Origin of the sequence: Pseudomonas marginalis, from assembly GCF_008692035.1 — a bacterium.
Taxonomy (GTDB): Bacteria; Pseudomonadota; Gammaproteobacteria; order Pseudomonadales; family Pseudomonadaceae; genus Aquipseudomonas; species Aquipseudomonas marginalis.
On the sequence record NZ_VTFG01000001.1, the window covers coordinates 1,022,401 to 1,036,971 of the forward strand.

At 63.6% G+C, this 14,571-nt stretch carries 11 protein-coding genes and 1 pseudogene; 7 read left to right on the top strand and 5 right to left on the bottom strand.

Annotation, left to right across the window (positions count from 1 at the left end):
- The first annotated feature begins 311 nt into the window (after positions 1–311).
- The 3 genes and pseudogenes from FX984_RS04430 to FX984_RS33145 all read left to right on the top strand — a co-directional run bounded on the left by FX984_RS04430 (position 312) and on the right by FX984_RS33145 (position 6,409).
- Complete coding sequence (locus FX984_RS04430; RefSeq protein ID WP_146476126.1) at positions 312–4,319, top strand: bifunctional nitrate reductase/sulfite reductase flavoprotein subunit alpha; 4,008 nt, start codon at positions 312–314, stop codon at positions 4,317–4,319.
- A 230-nt stretch (positions 4,320–4,549) separates the two neighbouring features.
- Positions 4,550–5,554: pseudogene (locus FX984_RS33140) on the top strand (cache domain-containing protein); the annotation flags it as partial.
- 87 nt (positions 5,555–5,641) lie between these two features.
- Positions 5,642–6,409, top strand: a complete 768-nt coding sequence (locus FX984_RS33145; RefSeq protein WP_370737674.1) for a methyl-accepting chemotaxis protein — start codon at positions 5,642–5,644, stop codon at positions 6,407–6,409.
- On the opposite strand, the gene FX984_RS04440 is transcribed toward FX984_RS33145, so the two are convergent.
- The 4 genes from FX984_RS04440 to FX984_RS04455 form a co-directional block, all read right to left on the bottom strand.
- Positions 6,399–7,193, bottom strand: coding sequence for an alpha/beta fold hydrolase (locus tag FX984_RS04440; protein WP_146476123.1), 795 nt, complete (start codon positions 7,191–7,193; stop codon positions 6,399–6,401). The genes FX984_RS33145 and FX984_RS04440 overlap by 11 nt on opposite strands.
- 79 nt (positions 7,194–7,272) lie before the next feature.
- Entirely contained in the window at positions 7,273–8,175 is a 903-nt protein-coding gene (locus FX984_RS04445; protein ID WP_027608490.1) for a LysR family transcriptional regulator, read from the bottom strand.
- 98 nt (positions 8,176–8,273) lie between these two features.
- Positions 8,274–9,068 carry a nucleotidyltransferase domain-containing protein gene (locus tag FX984_RS04450; RefSeq protein WP_108572940.1) on the bottom strand — a complete coding sequence of 265 codons (795 nt, stop codon included), beginning with the start codon at positions 9,066–9,068 and terminating at the stop codon, positions 8,274–8,276.
- Positions 9,065–9,544, bottom strand: a complete 480-nt coding sequence (locus FX984_RS04455) for a P-loop nucleotide/nucleoside kinase family protein (RefSeq protein ID WP_027608492.1) — start codon at positions 9,542–9,544, stop codon at positions 9,065–9,067. Before FX984_RS04455 ends, FX984_RS04450 begins: the two co-directional genes overlap by 4 nt.
- 157 nt (positions 9,545–9,701) lie before the next feature.
- Between FX984_RS04455 and FX984_RS04460 the strand changes: the two genes are divergently transcribed.
- Together FX984_RS04460 and FX984_RS04465 are read left to right on the top strand one after the other, a co-directional pair.
- Positions 9,702–10,115, top strand: coding sequence for a DUF2231 domain-containing protein (locus FX984_RS04460; protein ID WP_092356949.1), 414 nt, complete (start codon positions 9,702–9,704; stop codon positions 10,113–10,115).
- Positions 10,112–11,404: a PQQ-dependent sugar dehydrogenase gene (locus FX984_RS04465; RefSeq protein ID WP_146476120.1), complete on the top strand. Its 1,293-nt coding sequence runs from the start codon at positions 10,112–10,114 to the stop codon at positions 11,402–11,404. The genes FX984_RS04460 and FX984_RS04465 overlap by 4 nt, the downstream gene beginning before the upstream one ends.
- Before the next feature lie 30 nt (positions 11,405–11,434).
- On the opposite strand, the gene FX984_RS04470 is transcribed toward FX984_RS04465, so the two are convergent.
- The gene (locus FX984_RS04470) at positions 11,435–12,343 is read right to left on the bottom strand and encodes a LysR substrate-binding domain-containing protein (protein ID WP_146476118.1); all 909 of its coding nucleotides are present in this window, start codon (positions 12,341–12,343) and stop codon (positions 11,435–11,437) included.
- 93 nt (positions 12,344–12,436) lie between these two features.
- On the opposite strand from FX984_RS04470, the gene FX984_RS04475 reads away from it, so the two are divergent.
- The gene (locus FX984_RS04475; protein WP_146476115.1) at positions 12,437–13,426 is read left to right on the top strand and encodes a DMT family transporter; all 990 of its coding nucleotides are present in this window, start codon (positions 12,437–12,439) and stop codon (positions 13,424–13,426) included.
- Positions 13,427–13,482: 56 nt separating this feature from the next.
- Positions 13,483–14,403, top strand: coding sequence for a bifunctional helix-turn-helix transcriptional regulator/GNAT family N-acetyltransferase (locus tag FX984_RS04480; protein WP_092485033.1), 921 nt, complete (start codon positions 13,483–13,485; stop codon positions 14,401–14,403).
- Positions 14,404–14,571: the final 168 nt, after the last annotated feature.

The following is a 14,571-nucleotide window of genomic DNA, read 5'->3' on the forward strand; positions in this document are numbered from 1 at the left end:
AAACCCAGGCACCTCAGTCCTTACAGGAAGTAAGCAGCGGCAGTGATGGGGCGGCTTCGCCACCCAGCGCGGGGCAAGCCCGCTCACCACAGCAAGCCCGCTCACCACAGTAATCCCGCTCACCACAACAAGCTGGCTTGCCACAATTTGCCTGTGCTTAAGAAATTGGCGCGTGACTTGCTAGGAACACACACAGAGCAGTCAACGCTGATTGCCCATTCACGACAAAGGCGCCGTGCAATCCCCGTTTCCAACGGAGGGTTGCAGGGCGCTTTTTTGTTGGCGGGCAGAAAAAGTTTCGAGGGTGACGGATGGCAAACCAAAGCGTACGCAGTGTGTGTCCCTATTGTGGTGTGGGCTGCGGCATCATCATGCAGGTCGAGCACAATAAGGTGGTCAAGGTCATCGGTGATAAGGCCCACCCCACCAACTTCGGCCGCCTGTGCACCAAAGGCACCACCTGCGGGCAGGCCATCGCCGAGTCCGGGCGGATGGAAAACGCCTACCTGCGCGAGAAGCGTGACCACGACCCGGTGCGCATCGCCATGGACACCGCCATCAGCGAAACCGCCGGGCGCCTGCGCGGCATCCTCGACAGTCACGGGCCGGATGCCCTGTCCTTTTACGTCTCCGGGCAAATGTCCCTGGAGGCCCAGTACCTGATCAATAAGCTGGCCAAGGGCTTTGTGCGCACCAACAACGTCGAGTCCAACTCGCGCCTGTGCATGGCCAGCGCCGGCAGCGGCTACAAGCTGTCCCTGGGCTCCGACGGGCCGCCGGGCTCCTATGAAGACTTCGACCGCGCCGACCTGTTCTTCGTGATCGGCGCCAATATGGCCGACTGTCACCCGATCCTGTTCCTGCGCATGATGGACCGGATCAAGGCCGGGGCGAAGCTGATCGTGGTCGACCCACGGCGCAGCGCCACGGCGGACAAGGCCGGCCTGTACCTGCCGATCAAACCCGGCACCGACCTCGCCCTGCTCAATGGCCTGTTGCACCTGCTGGTCAAGAACGGCCACACCGACCCCGCGTTCATTGCCGCGTTCACCGAGGGCTGGGAGGCCATGCCCGGCTTTCTCGAGGACTACCCGCCGCACACGGTCGCCGAGATCACCGGCCTGGCGGAAGCGGATATCCGCCAGGCCGCCGACTGGATAGGCGCCGCCGCCGAGTGGATGAGCTGCTGGACCATGGGCCTCAACCAAAGCACCCACGGCACCTGGAACACCAACGCGCTGTGCAACCTGCACCTGGCCACCGGCGCCATCTGCCGCCCCGGCAGCGGGCCGTTTTCCCTCACCGGCCAACCCAATGCCATGGGCGGCCGTGAGATGGGCTACATGGGCCCGGGCCTGCCGGGGCAGCGCTCGGTGCTGGTGGAAGCCGACCGCGCATTTATCGAAGACCTCTGGCAGATCCCCCCAGGCAGCCTGCCGCGCCAGGTCGGCGGCGGCACCGTGGCGCTGTTCGAGCAGATGAGCGCCGGGCAGATCAAGGCCTGCTGGATCATCTGCACCAACCCGGTGGCCAGCGCGCCCAATCGCCGCAAGGTCATCGAAGGCCTGCAAGCCGCCGAACTGGTGATCACCCAGGACGCCTTCCTCGACACCGAAACCAACCGCTACGCCGACATCCTGCTGCCCGGTGCGCTGTGGGCCGAGGCCGATGGGGTGATGATCAACTCCGAGCGCAACCTGACCCTGATGCAAAAAGCCGTCGAACCACCGGGCCAGACCTTGCCCGACTGGCAGATCATCGCCAGGGTCGCTTGCGAGATGGGCTTTGCCGAAGCCTTCACCTATGCCAGCGCCGCCGAGGTCTTCGACGAGATCAAGCGCGCCTGGAACCCCAAGACCGGCTATGACATTCGCGGCGCCAGCCATCAACGGCTGCGCGCGCAACCGCTGCAATGGCCCTGCGCTTCAGACGCCGGCGCGGACCGCAACCCGATCCGCTACCTGAATACAGGCACGCTCAGATTCGCCACCGAGAACGGCAAGGGCCAGTTCCTGGCGCGCCCGCATATGCCGCCGGCGGAGATGCCGGATGAGGCCTTCCCTTTCGTGCTCAACACCGGGCGTTTGCAGCACCAGTGGCACACCCTGACCAAGACCGGCAAGGTCGCCACCCTGAACAAACTCAACCCCGGCCCCTTCGTCGAACTGCACCCCGAAGACGCCGCCAGCCTGGGCATCCAGGACAAGGACCGCGTGGAGGTGCGCTCCTGCCGCGGGCGTGCCGTACTGCCTGCGGTGGTCACCGACCGCGTGCGGCCGGGCAACTGTTTTGCGCCTTTCCACTGGAACGATGTATTTGGCGAAAACCTGGCGATCAACGCGGTGACCAACGACGCGGTCGATCCGATTTCCCTGCAACCCGAGTTCAAGTTCTGTGCCGTCGCCCTGGCCCGGGTCGAGTTGATCGATCACCAGTTTCTCGATGGGCCGGTCTCGCAAGACTTGCCCCCCTTAGTAGAGGACCTCACCCTGTCGCGCCTCGACGCCTTCGCCGATATTGCCGGCCTCCGTAACGTGCCGGCGCCGACACTGAGCGACAGCGAGCGTACTTACCTGGCAGGTTTCCTCAGCGGTCTGCGCTCCGAGGCCGGGCGCCTGGCAGCGGGTGTGCCGGTGATGCCAACCCATGCGCCGCTGACCAAGGATTCCCGACTGTGGCTGGACGGTTTGCTCGGCGGATTGTTCAGCCGCGCAGACGTCAGCGCCATCGCCGCAACGCCCTCCCCGGCCGTCACCCTGTTATGGGCCTCCCAGACCGGCAACGCCGAAGCCCTCGCCGAGCGATTCGCCAAGCGCCTGCGCGACGCCGGTATCAGCGTCGAGCTCAGCGCGATGGCGGATTTCCCGGCCAGCAAACTGGCGAGCACACAAAACCTGGCGCTGATCAGCAGTACCTTCGGCGACGGCGACCCGCCGGACAATGGCGAAGGCTTCTGGCACAGCCTCAGCACCGCCGAGATGCGCCTGGAATCGCTGCGCTTTGCGGTACTGGCCCTGGGCGATCCGAATTACGACCAGTTCTGCAAGCACGGCAAACGCCTTGACCAGCGCCTGCTGGAGCTGGGCGCGACCCGCCTGCTGGAGCGCGTGGATTGCGACACCGAATTCGAAGAGCGCGCCGATGCGTGGCTGGCCCAATTCCAACAGACCCTCCACCCGGCAAAGCCCGTAGCCCCGGTAACACCCGCCACACCGGCCGGCAAAACCAAGCTGCATGGCTCACGGCTGCTGCTCAACCGGCACCTGAACCCGCAGAGCACCCACAAGGAAACCCGCCAGTTCGCCCTGGACCTGACCGACTCCGGGCTGAGCTATGAAGCCGGTGATGCCCTGGGAGTGATGCCGCGCAACTGCCCGGAACTGGTCAACGAACTGCTCGACCTGACGCGCCTGGATGCCAGTGCCTGCGTGAACATCGACACCTTCGGCGATGTACCGCTGCACCAGGCATTGACCCAGCGTTTCGAAATCGCCCGCCCCAGCAGCGACACCCTCGCCTTTATCGCCGAGCGCAGTGCCAACCCAGGCCTTAAGCGCCTGCTGAGCCCCGAGCACAAGACCGAACTGCAGGCTTGGCTGTGGGGCCGGCAACTGGTGGATGTGCTGCACGAGTACCCCATCGATTGCTCGGCGGACGAACTGCTCGGCACCCTCAAGCGCCTGCAACCACGTTTGTATTCAATCGCCTCCAGCGCCAAGGCCTACCCACAGGAAGTGCACCTCACCGTGGCCGCCGTGCGTTATGGCAAGCGCAAGGGCGTGTCCTCGACCTTCCTCGCCGACCGCGCCGCAGACAGCGAGGTGCCGTTGTTCGTGCAGCCGTCCAAGCACTTCCGCACACCGGCCGACGGCGACGTACCGATGATCATGATCGGCCCCGGCACCGGTGTGGCGCCGTTCCGCGCGTTTTTGCAGGAACGTCGGGCCCAGGGGCACCAGGGCCGCAACTGGCTGTTCTTCGGCGAGCAGCACGCGGCCAGCGACTTCTATTACCAGGATGAACTGCAAGGCATGCAGCGCGACGGCCTGCTCACCCACCTGAGCCTGGCGTTCTCCCGCGACCAGGCGCAAAAGATCTACGTACAGGACCGCATCCACGAACAGGGTGCCGAGCTGTGGCGCTGGTTGCAGGACGGCGCCAGGCTGTATATCTGCGGGGATGCCAGCCATATGGCCAAGGATGTCGACCAGGCGCTGCGCCAGGTCGCGCAAACCCACGGCGGGCTTGGCGTTGAGGGCGCAGTGGAGTACTGGCGCCAGTTGAGCGAACAGAAGCGTTACCTGCGTGATGTCTACTGATTGGATACAGAACAATAAGCACTTTGTATTGTGTACAAAAAACCCTAAAGATTTACCGGCACCGGGCCGAAACAGCAGTGATAGCAAATCGCCGCGCTGTTTTTCCTGAGCGGACGATTTGACCACCCTCTGCGCTGATGGTCGTCTCGATGAAAATAAAAAATAAGCTGGTGCTGGCATTTGTCTCTGTGGCGTTTATTCCGGTAAGCCTGGTGGCCGTGATCTCCGTGATGAACACACGGACCCAGGCGGTGGATCAGTTCATCGATGGCAGCACCCGGGAAATCCGCCAGATCGACGGCAATATCCGCCAGTTCTTCGACGGCACACTGCAGAACGTCGATCAAATGGCCACCGATCCTGTATACACCGCCGTGGACTCTCTGAAGAATTACCAGCCTGCCGATGCAGCCAGCCAACCGACGCCGGCGGCGGCGCAGGATGTGATCAAGCGCTTTGCACGCTTCGGCGCCACGCACCCGGCCGCCGCGATCCTGTCCATCGGCCTGGAAGACGGTACCTACGCCAAATGGCCGGATGACCCACAGTTGGCCAAGTACGATCCACGCACGCGCCCCTGGTACAAGGCCGCGATGGCCAGCCCCGGCAAGACCGTGCGCACGCCGGCTTACTACTACGACAAAGACGACGTGGCGCTGGTGGGCACTGCCCGGGCGCTGCTGGATAACGCCGGCAAGGCCAAGGGCGTGTTCGTGGTCAGCGTGTCGCTGAAGAACCTCACCGAACTGGTCAAGAGCATCAAGCTCGGCGAAAGCGGCTACGTGATGCTGATCGAAGACGGCGTGGTGCTGGTCGACCCGCGCGACGCCGCCCACAGTTTCAAGCCGCTCAAGGACCTGGGCGCCGCCTATGCGCACCTGGCCGAGACGTCCCAGGGTTCTACCGAGGTGGAAATCGACGGCGTGCGCTACATGGCCAACGTGTGGACCTCTCCCGGCCTGGGCTGGCGCTATATCGGCCTGATCGAGCACCGCGAAGTGATGGCCGAAGCCACGCGCATGACCTACCTCACAGCAGTCATCGTCGGCGTGCTGGTGCTGATCTTCGGCGTGCTTGCGGCGGCGTTTTCCAAGGTGATCGTCAAGCCCATCGGCCAGGTCAGCAGCGGCTTGCAGTCGATTGCCGAGGGTGAAGGCGACCTGCGCCACGCACTGCAGGTGCAGGGCAAGGATGAAACCGCCGAACTGGCCGGCTGGTTCAACAAGTTCCTCGCCGCGATTCGCCAATTGATCCAGCACATCGGCGCGGCGTCGGCCAATTTGCACAACGCCTCCAAGGTCAACAGCGAAGTCGCACATAACATGAACGAAGCCGCCGGGCGCCAGCGCGAGGCGGTGGAACTGGTGTCCACCGCGTTCAACGAAATGGTCGCCACCGCCAACGAAGTCGCCCGCTCCTGCAGCAGTGCGGCAGAGTCGGCGGAGAACGGCCATCGCCGCGTGGCCGAGGGCAAGCAGCAGATCGAAGTCACCACCGATAACGTCAACCGCCTGGGCCGCCGCCTGACCGAATCGTCCGACGCCATGGTCGAACTCGAAGCCGGCAGCCGCAGCATCAACCAAATCATCGGCACCATCCGTGCGATTGCCGAACAGACCAACCTGCTGGCCCTCAACGCCGCCATCGAAGCTGCCCGTGCCGGTGACCAGGGCCGTGGTTTTGCCGTGGTCGCCGACGAGGTGCGCGCGTTGGCCAAGCGCACCTCCGACTCCACCGGCGAGATCGAGCACCTGCTCGGCACCCTGGAAAACAAGACCCAGGAAGTCACGCAAAAAATGGGCAGTTGCCTGGACCTGTCACGGGCCAGTGTGTCGTCCATCGAAAGCGCGCGGGACAGCTTTGAAGGCATCCAGCTGTCGGTCAACGAAATCCGCGACCAGAACCTGCAAATCTCCGCAGCCGCGGAGGAACAACACAGCGTGGCCGAAGAGATCAACCGGCATATCCAGCAGATCTACGACGAGGCACGCCTGGTGGAAAGCCTGGCCAACTCGGCGCAGGACGACTCGGGGCGCCTGTCGAACCTGTCGGATGAGTTGAATGGCCTGGTGGGGCGCTTCAAGTCCTGATGAATGCCGCGATCTGTTGCCACATGGCCTGCGGGTTGGAATACATCGGGAAGTGCCCGCACGTCGCAATGGGCGCCAGGCGCACACCGTTAGCCTGGATGTGCGGCAGGTAGGACAGCCCGGCGTTCTGCGCGCCGTACATGAACAGCTTCGGGCATGGCAGGCCGAGGAACTTGTCCATCAGGTCGGCGTTATCGGAAAGCGTCACCATCGATTGGAAAATCCCGCGCACCGCGCCGGCGCGGACCTTGTGGCGCAGGCTCGCTGAATACAGGGCGCTGGCATACGCCGGCGCCTGGCGGGTGCGTTCGATGAAGGCGCTGAAGAACACCTCCGGGTCATCCGCCGGGTAGTCGACGATCTGGCGACTGAGAAAGCAGTCTTGCGCGGCGATATTGCCTTCGATATCGGTGAAACTCAGGACACGGCCAGGGAAACGGTGCGCCAGCAGCAAGGCCGTCAACCCGCCCATGGAGTGGCCGACCAGGTGGAAACGTTCGATCTGGAAGTGCTCCAGCACCTGCAAGGCGGTTTCGAGCAGGAACGGGATGCTGATTGCCCCCAGGTCGGCGCATTCACTTTCGCCACAGCCGGGCGCGTCATACGCAACAAAGGGATACCCGTCGAAAGCCGGGTGCAGGACGATATCGGCGTAGTCTTCCTTGGTGGAGCCAAAGCCGTGCAGGAACAGGATCGGCGCGTGCTCACCGGAGCGATGCAGGGCGGCGATATCCAGCGATACGCCATCTACCGTCAGCGGCAGACGGGTGTGAGTGAACGACATGGCGAGGGCTCCTTGAACACAAAGGCGGCCAATTTCAAGGGTTTCCCTGCGCGTGTAAATGACCGATTGCAGAACGTTTTCATACGCCAATCGTATGAGCCTGGAATTGCGCGACCAGTTCTGTGACTAACGGGTTTGGCCTTTGCGAGTTCCAGGCGACCGCCGTCGTCACGACGTTGAGCTTCTGGGTCAAGGCCCGCAGCACCACGTTATCCGGGGCGAGTTTTTTCAACGAGGCCGGCACCAGCGCGATGCCCTGGCCGCAGCTGACAAAGGCAATCTGCGAGGCCACCGAACGCACCTCATGCAGCACCCGCGGCGAGAACCCGCTGGCGCGGCACGTGGCGATCAGGTTGTCGAAGTACACCGGGCTGACCTTGCGCGAAAACATCACCAAAGGCTCGCTGGCCAGGCTCGACAGGCTGATGCGCGTGCGCGACGCCAGCGGGTGATCGCCGGGCAGCGCCACCATCAGGCGGTCCTCGCGCAACGGCAAGGACTGGATCGCCGGGCCGAGGTCGCCGTCCAATCGCGCAAACGCCAGGTCGATATCCCCCGCCTCCAGCGCCGGTACCGCCTCCACGCTGTCGATCTCGCGCACCGATACGGTGAGCTGGGGGTATCGCTGCTTGAGCAGGTCGATCAAGCCAGGCAACACATCAAACATCGCCGTGGAAATCGCGCCAATGGTGAGCATGCCCGACTGCCCCGCCACCGCCTCCTCCACCGCCAGCTCCAGGCGCTCCAACTGTTCGGCGAACTTGCGCACCGCCGGCAGGATCGCCGCACCCACCGGCGTCAACTTGGCGCCCCGCCGCGAACGCTCGAACAACGTGACCTTGAGCGCCTGCTCCAGCACCTGGATCTGCTCGCTCAACGGCGGCTGCGACATACCCAGGCGCTTGGCGGCACGGCCGAAGTTCTGTTCTTCGGCCACGGCGAGGAACAGCCAGAGGTGGCGAATAAGGCGGAAGTTGATCATGAGAGTTCCATAGGCTTGACGTATGAAAGGTCAGGTTTAACGCTAATAAACCTATCATCTTTGGATAAGCCTTATGGCGCAAGCACAGCCCCACATTTTTAATCCGCTACGTACGTAGGAAGGACGGTGGGTGAATCCATCCAATCCAGAAAAGCCCGAAGCCGCGCGGTGAAGTTTTCCATCGTGGCGCCAGGGTTCCTGGCCTCAAAGAGAAAGAACGCAAGGTGAGTGACCCGCTGCGGATACCCCCGGACGAACATCGCCACATGCTCTTCGAGGGTGAGGGGCCATGTCGACGCATCTTCCGAAAGCAATACATGGGTGGACCTGATCAGCTTGCGTGAAGCCTCGCGCTGCAAGCGAAGTCGCTGCACCTCGGTGTCGGCGCACGCGATGCGCGTGAGGTACGTGCTCAATACGGCGTGAAAATCACCATTTACCGCCAGCGCGATGTCACGGGATGGCCGAAACCGTTCGAAATGCACTGACAGATCATTGCCCCACAGGCAGCGGCACTGGTGTTTGAGCCAGAAGCCCCACCTGTTGCGGTTTTCCGCCGCCAGTACTTGCGCGCGGTGGCCGATATCGAAATCCACCTTGGTGACAAGGGGGTGCCGCTGCTCCAGCGCACGCCGGACTGCCTCCAGCCGGGCCAATAGCTCCGCGGTTGCCGGCTCGTGCAGCACCAAGGTGAGGTCGAGGTCGGAAACGCCGGGAATGGCGTCGCCCCTTGCGACACTGCCGTAGAGATAGAGGCCGTCCAGGCCCAGGTCGTCCCTCGAGAGCGACGCGCAGACATCCGCCAGCAACGGCTGGTATTCAAGCTGCACGGCGGTGTCGGGGACGGTGAGGATAAAACCGTCCGCGTCGATGCCCGCAGAAGGCGGACTCATGGGCGATGCACCTCGATCACCAGCCCTTCCGCCTCACTCGGCACGCAGAAATGCCGGGTGATCAGGTCGAACTCGGCATCCGTTGCCGCGAAATCATGATCGCCCCGGGCATTGCGCGCATGCAGCCTTGCGCGGCAGGTGGCGTCGTCCAGCTCGAGGTAATGCAGGCGGTGCGGCACCTTGGCGGCCTGCGCCAACCCCAGCAGCCATTCGCGATTGGCCAGGGTATTGGCGGGAAAATCCAGCACCACGTTGACGCCGGATTCAAGCAGGTTGATCACCAGCGGGCCCAACACCCCGCGAATACGCTGGGCACAGCGCAGGTAGTCGGCGATCGAGAGGATTTCACCGGGGTACAACTGGGCGAGCCAGGTGTCTTCGCTGAGCAGGATGGCGGCGTGTTCGGCCACCAGGGTCTTGGCCAGTGTCGACTTGCCCGAGGCGATCTTGCCGCACAGCAGGTGCAGGGTTGGCATGGGTACGGCTCCTTATGTGAAGCCTTGAGCATGCCAGCTTTCCGGCTGGTTCTTAATATTTCGACACGAATTATGCTGAACTATCTGACAGGTAAGGCGTTCATTTCCTATGCGCAGCCCCGACCAGGGGCGTTGTACAACAAGGAGCCGCCTTACCATGACAACCCTTCCCGCCTACCGATACATGCCGGGGCCGCTGCATGCGACCTTGCTGGCCGGCACCGTGCCGCTGTTTCTCGGGGCCTTGCTCAGCGACATTGCCTACACCCAGACCTACCAGATTCAATGGGCCAACTTTGCGTCCTGGTTGATTGCCGGTGCTCTGGTGTTCTGTGGGTTCGCGTTCCTGTTTGCGCTGGTCAACCTGCTTCGCGCCGAGCGCAAGGCGGGGCAACCCACGCGGTATGTCCTGCTGCTGTTAGCCACCTGGGTATTAGGGCTGGTCAATGCCTTTCAACATGCCAAGGATGCCTACGCCTCAATGCCTGCCGGGCTGATCATGTCGGCCGTCGTCTTGCTGCTGACACTGGCGGCCACCTGGACCGGCCTGCGCTCGGGAGGTGCCAAATGAAAACGCCCCACACACTGAGCGTATTGAGCGCCGCGCTGTTGCTGAGCGCCTGCGGCGGCGAAGGTGACAAGACCCAGGCCCGTGGCCCCGACCCCACGTTGCCGGAGCAACAAAGCAGCCTGTTGCCGAGCATGAAGATCGCCGAGCCTACCCCATGGGGCGATCAGAAACCCAAGGTCCCCGACGGCTACAGCGTCACGGCCATCGCCACCGACCTGGCCATCCCGCGCCAGACGTTGGTGCTGCCCAACGGTGACATCCTGATCGCCGAAGGCCGTGGCGGCAGTGCGGCCAAGCTCAAGCCCAAGGATGTGATCGCCAGCGTGATCAAGGCCCAGGGCAACACCAAGGTAAAAGGCGGCAACCGCCTGACGCTGCTGCGCGATGCCGACGGTGACGGCACCTATGAGTTGAAGACGGTGTTCGCCGACAACCTCAACGCGCCCTACGGCCTGGCGTTTGCCGATGGCAAGCTCTACGTGGCCAACCAGGATGCGCTGGTGCGCTTCGACTACACCGATGGCCAGACCAAGGCCAGCGGCGCACCGGTGAAAGTCACCGACCTGCCGGCGCAGATCAACCATCACTGGACCAAGTCCCTGGCGGTGAGTGCCGATGGACGCCAGTTGTATGTGGGGATCGGCTCCAACAGCAACGTGACCGAACGTGGCATGGAAGTGGAAATCGACCGCGCCATGGTCTGGCAGATCGATGCAGCGACCGGCGCGCACAAACCATACGCCACCGGCCTGCGCAACCCGACGGCGCTGACCATCCAACCCGACTCCGGGCAACTGTGGACGGTGGTCAACGAACGCGACGAACTCGGCCCCGACCTGGTGCCCGACTACCTGACCTCGGTGAAAGAAGGCGCGTTCTACGGCTGGCCCTACAGCTATTGGGGCCAGAACGTCGACCCGCGCGCGCAACCGCAGAACCCGGCCAAAGTCGCCGCCGCGATCAAGCCCGACTACAGCCTGGGCTCCCACGTGGCCGCACTCGGCGTGGACTTTTCCATCCCGGCCATGGGCGAGCAATTTGCCGACGGCGTATTCGTCGGCGAGCACGGCAGCTGGAACCGCGACAACCCGGTGGGCTACAAGGTGATCTTCGTGCCGTTCAGCAATGGCAGGCCATCGGGTGAGCCGATTGATTTCGCCACCGGCTTTCGCGGTGACGACGGCAAGACCCGTGGGCGCCCGGTGGGGGTGACGGTCGACCCGAAAGGCGCGCTGATCATCGCCGACGACCTGGCCAATACCGTGTGGCGGGTGACGCGCAAGCCATAGCGGCATATGACAGGGGCGGCGGCGCCCCTGTCAGCCTTCATCCTGCAATTGCACCTCCAGCCAGTCGAGCAACGCCATGACTTCAGCGCGGATGTCCTCTCCCTGCTGCCGATAAATCGATAGCGCCTGGGGCAAATGCACACTCTCGACACAGGGCCTTACCAGCGCCCCGCTGTCAATCAACCGGCTCGCCGTACGCCGCCAGCCCATGGCGATCCCATGCCCCTCCACCGCCGCCTGCAACATCAGCGGGTAGCTATCGAAGGTCGCACCGCGCACCTCCCCGCCCAAGGCCTGGCCGAACACCTGCAACCAGCTGTCCCACTCCATCAGGTGCGGAGGATGAGAGCTGTGGTGCAACAAGGTGCGCGACTGCAACCCGGCGAGCGACAGCGGTGGTTTGCTGTCCAGATAGCCGGGGCTGCACACCGGGAACACTTCGTCGGCGGCGGTGAACATCAGCGGATGGCTGCCACTCGCGCGCCCGGTACTTTGCAAGGCCACGTCGAAGTGACTGGTGAACTCCGTCAGGGGACGGGTGGAGGTCACCACCTGGATTTCGATGTGCGGGTATTGCTGGTGGAACGTCGACAGGCGCGGCATCAGCCAATAAAACGCTTCGCACAACTGGCACAGCAACACCACGCGATGACTGTGCAGTGACGCCCGCAGGCTGGCAGCACTCTCACTGATGCTGCGCAGCGCTTCGCCGACCACCTTGCCCAGTTCCCGCCCCTCTTGGGTGAGGAACACCGCCCGGTTGCGCCGGCTGAACAGCTTCACCCCCAGGTTGTCTTCCAGCCCGCGAATCTGGCGGCTGATGGCGGCCTGGGTGATGTGCAGCTCATCGGCTGCCTTGGAGAAACTGCCCAGGCGTGCCGCCGCTTCAAACGGCAACAGGCTGGCCAGGGGCGGCAGGGTCTTGCCAAGTGTATTCATAATCTGAGGTTATACATCCACGGCCGAGAACTCGTTTGTAGCACACCCGCATGACTGGGCACCATGGATCCATTACCTCAATGGATGCCCCGGATGAACGCTGCACAGACCTCCATTGCCGTCGGCGTGCTGCTCGCGATTGTTGCCACACTGGGCTGGGCGCTGAACTTCATCGCGCCCTACGTCACTGGCGGCTACAGCCTTTATGACCTGATGGCCGTGCGGTTTTTGATCGCAGGCGTGCTGGGCGGCACGGGTGTGCTGCTATGCCGGGCACAACTGCGCACGCTCAGGCCCGCCCAGCGATGCCTCGCTGCCGCCCTCGGGGCGGTGGGTTGCCTGGGCTACGGCCTGTGCATCGCTGCCGGCGTGATGTTCGGCGGCCCGGTCATGACCCCGGCGTTTATCGGCACGGTGCCGGTATTGTTGGCTCTGGTGGGTAACGCCAGCACCCGGACAGTCCCATGGCGCCGACTGGCAGCCCCCCTGGCATGCCTCACGACGGGCCTCGTGCTGTCGAACATCAGCAGCTTTCATCAACCTGCATTGGATACAAGCGCCTGGTTGGCGGGGCTGTTTTTTTCCCTGAGTGCGGTCGCCCTCTGGTTGTGGTTCAGCGTGATCAACCAACGGCAACTGACGCACCTCGCGGCGCAGGCAACCGGCCTCTGGACCGCACTGATGATGGTGGGCGCCGGTGTCGCCACGTTGTGCCTGCTGCCGTTCATCCAGGCACTTGGCTTGTTCACGCTGCCGACGCTCGGCTTCGGCCTTTCCCAGGCAGGCCCGCTCTATGCCTGGGCCCTGATCATTGCGGTGATGTCGACCCTCGTCGGCGCCTGGGCCTGGAACGCCGCGACCCGACGCCTGCCGATGGTGCTCAGCGGCCAATTGATCGCCCTCGAATCCCTCTTCGCCACCCTGCTTGGCCTGGGGTTCCACGGGCGCTGGCCCACACTCATGGAAGCCGCGGGCCTGGGCGCGGTGCTGATCGGCGTGGTCATGGCGATTCGAATCATATTGACGAGCCCACAGGCGACGGCCAGTGCAGGGAGGACGGTGACCGTCGAGCAAAGCCATTGACATGGTTGCCTGAAGCAACAATATAATTGCCTCAGGCAACCATTCGAGCATTCGCCATGTCCACTCCCCTGCTTGTGGAACGCGCCGGCATCGTGCGCGGCTTCAATCGCTTCTACACCCACCAGATCGGCGTGCTGCAGGAACACCTGCTGCACAGCGACTATTCCCTGACTGAAATTCGGGTGATGTACGAGCTGTCCTCCCGTGGCGACCTCACCAGCGCCGACCTGTGCCAGATGCTCAGCCTCGACGCGGGTTACCTGAGCCGCCTGACCAGTGGCTTCGAGAAAAACGGCCTGATCCAGAAAGTCCGCTGCGCCACCGATGCGCGCGCGGTGCAATTGCACCTCACCGATCTCGGTCGCGCGGTCCTGGCGCCCCTGGAACAGCAGACCCAGGATGAAGTCATCGCCCTGCTCGAGAGCCTGCCCGAACCCCAGCAGCAGCAATTGACCGACGCCATGCAACGCATCCAGGCCCTGTTGCAAGGCCGCCCGTCGAGCTACCTGCTGCGCGACCCACGCCCCGGGGATATGGGCCTGGTGGTGCAGCAGCAAGCCGCGCTGTATGCCCGCGAATACCACTGGAACTGGGAGTTTGAAGCGCTGGTGGCGGAGATCGTCGCCAAGTACCTGCGCGAGTTCGACCCGGCGCGGGAGCGCTGCTGGATCGCGGAGAAGGATGGTGAGGTGGTGGGTTCGGTGTTCGTCGTGCGCCATGACGATACAACCGCCAAGCTGCGCATGCTCTACGTGGATGCGAGTGCGCGGGGCCTGGGCATCGGCCAGCGCCTGGTGGACGAATGCCTGCGCTTTGCCCGCGATGCCGGCTACACCCGCATGATGCTGTGGACCATGAGCGCCCTGACCGATGCGCGCAAGCTCTACCAGAAAGCCGGTTTCGAGTTGGTGGAAGAAGAGCCCACCTTGAGTTTCGGCAAGCAGCTGGTCAGCCAGACCTGGGCGCGCGCGTTGTAGAAAAGACGCTTGAAGGAATGGGTCTCGACACAACGTTATGGGTGATTCGACGGACCTGTGGCGAGCGGGCTTGTCCCGCGCTGGGCTGCGCAGCAGCCCCTAAACCAGGCGCAGCGGAGTGCCTGATACAACGCATCCGTCTTTATTAGGGGCGCTTCGCACCCCAAC